Consider the following 1,403-nt stretch of genomic DNA (forward strand, 5'->3'; position numbering starts at 1 on the left):
GCGCATGTGGATGCCGGGGGTTATGCGCGTCTCTATGCCGAATCGATTTCGGATCCCGAGGGGTTCTGGGGCCGCGAGGGGCTGCGGCTGGACTGGATCGAACCTTACGGCAAGGTCAAGAACACCGATTTCACGCTGGGGCAGGTCTCGATCAGGTGGTACGAGGACGGGGTGCTGAACGCCTGCGTCAACTGCGTGGACCGGCACCTGCCGGAACGCGCCGACCAGACCGCGATCATCTTCGAGCCCGACGACCCGAAGGATCCCGCCCAGCACATCACCTATGCGGAACTGTCGGAAAAGGTGAACCGCTTCGCCAATGTGCTGTTGTCGCAGGGCGTGATGCGCGGCGACCGGGTGGTGATCTATTTGCCGATGATCCCCGAGGCGGCCTATGCGATGCTGGCCTGCGCCCGGATCGGGGCGATCCATTCCATTGTCTTTGCAGGGTTTTCGCCGGATGCGCTGGCCAACCGGATCAATGATTGCGGCGCCAAGCTGGTGATCACCGCCGATACCGCGCCGCGCGGCGGGCGCAAGACGGCGCTGAAGTCGAATGCCGATGCGGCGCTCTTGCATTGCTCGGACAAGGTGCGCTGCCTGGTGGTTCGCCATACCGGCGACCAGACCACCTGGGTCGAGGGCCGCGATGTCGACGTCAAGGCGCTGATGGAAACCGCCAGCCCCGACTGCCCGCCCCGCCCGATGGGGGCCGAGGACCCGCTGTTCATCCTCTATACCTCGGGCTCGACCGGCAAGCCGAAGGGGGTGGTCCATACCACCGGCGGCTACCTGGTCTATGCGGCGATGACGCATCAATACACGTTCGACTATCGCGACGGCGATGTCTTCTGGTGCACGGCGGATGTCGGCTGGGTGACCGGGCACAGCTACATCATCTATGGTCCGCTGGCCAATGGCGCCACCACATTGATGTTCGAGGGCGTGCCGACCTTCCCCGATGCCGGGCGCTTCTGGCAGGTCTGCGAGAAGCATCGGGTGACGCAATTCTACACGGCGCCGACGGCGATCCGGGCGCTGATGGGCAAGGGGCCGGAATTCGTGGAGCGGCACGACCTGTCCAGCCTGCGCATCCTGGGCACGGTGGGCGAGCCGATCAACCCCGAGGCCTGGCACTGGTACGACCGGCATGTCGGCCAGGGCCGCTGCCCGATCGTCGACACCTGGTGGCAGACCGAGACCGGCGGCCACCTGATCACGCCCTTGCCCGGCGCGACCCCGACCAAGCCCGGCTCGGCGACGCTGCCGTTCTTCGGGGTGAAACCGGCGGTGCTGGAGCCCGAGACGGCGAAGCTGATCGAGGGCGACCCGGCCGAGGGGGTGCTGTGCATCAGTGACAGCTGGCCGGGGCAGATGCGCACGCTGTGGGGCGACCACCAGCG

The 1,403-nt window shown here is 66.5% G+C and carries 1 protein-coding gene; it reads left to right on the forward strand.

Annotated features, from left to right (window positions below; genetic code table 11):
* A partial coding sequence (gene acs / locus C9E82_RS23905) for an acetate--CoA ligase (protein ID WP_122449418.1) occupies nucleotides 1–1,403 on the forward strand: 1,403 nt, incomplete at both ends.

This window comes from Paracoccus sigandri, from assembly GCF_003709565.1.
GTDB classification, from domain to species: domain Bacteria; phylum Pseudomonadota; class Alphaproteobacteria; order Rhodobacterales; family Rhodobacteraceae; genus Paracoccus; species Paracoccus siganidrum.